General features: G+C 59.5%; 1 protein-coding gene. It reads left to right on the forward strand.

The features are described 5' to 3' along the window. The coding region (locus ACF8FB_RS02790) for a POTRA domain-containing protein (RefSeq protein ID WP_392510990.1) at positions 1–610 on the forward strand (610 nt) is incomplete at both ends.

The raw sequence follows: 610 nt of genomic DNA on the forward strand, positions 1-610 counted from the left end.
AGCTGAAGACCACCAACTGGCTGTCGTTCTTCAAGAACGACGACAAGTACGCCCGTGAAAAACTCTCCGGTGACCTGGAGCGCCTGCGTTCCTACTACCTGGACCGCGGCTACATCAACATGGACATCGCCTCCACCCAGGTGTCCATCACGCCGGACAAGAAGCACGTCTACATCACCGTCAACATCAACGAAGGCGAGAAATACACCGTTCGCGACGTGAAGCTGTCCGGTGACCTCAAGGTGCCGGAAGACCAGGTCAAGTCGCTGCTGCTGGTGCAGCCGGGGCAGGTATTCTCGCGCAAGGTGATGACCACCACGTCCGAGCTGATCACCCGCCGGCTGGGTAACGAAGGCTACACCTTCGCTAACGTCAACGGCGTGCCGCAACCCAACGACCAGGACCACACGGTCGACATCATGTTCGTGGTCGACCCGGGCAAGCGTGCCTACGTCAACCGCATCAACTACCGCGGCAACACCAAGACCGAAGACGAAGTGCTGCGTCGCGAAATGCGCCAGATGGAAGGCGGCTGGGCGTCGACCTACCTGATCGACCAGTCCAAGACCCGTCTTGAGCGCCTGGGCTTCTTCAAGGAAGTCAACGTCGA

Source organism: Pseudomonas sp. yb_2 (genome assembly GCF_043103905.1).
Lineage (GTDB): Bacteria > Pseudomonadota > Gammaproteobacteria > Pseudomonadales > Pseudomonadaceae > Aquipseudomonas > Aquipseudomonas alloputida.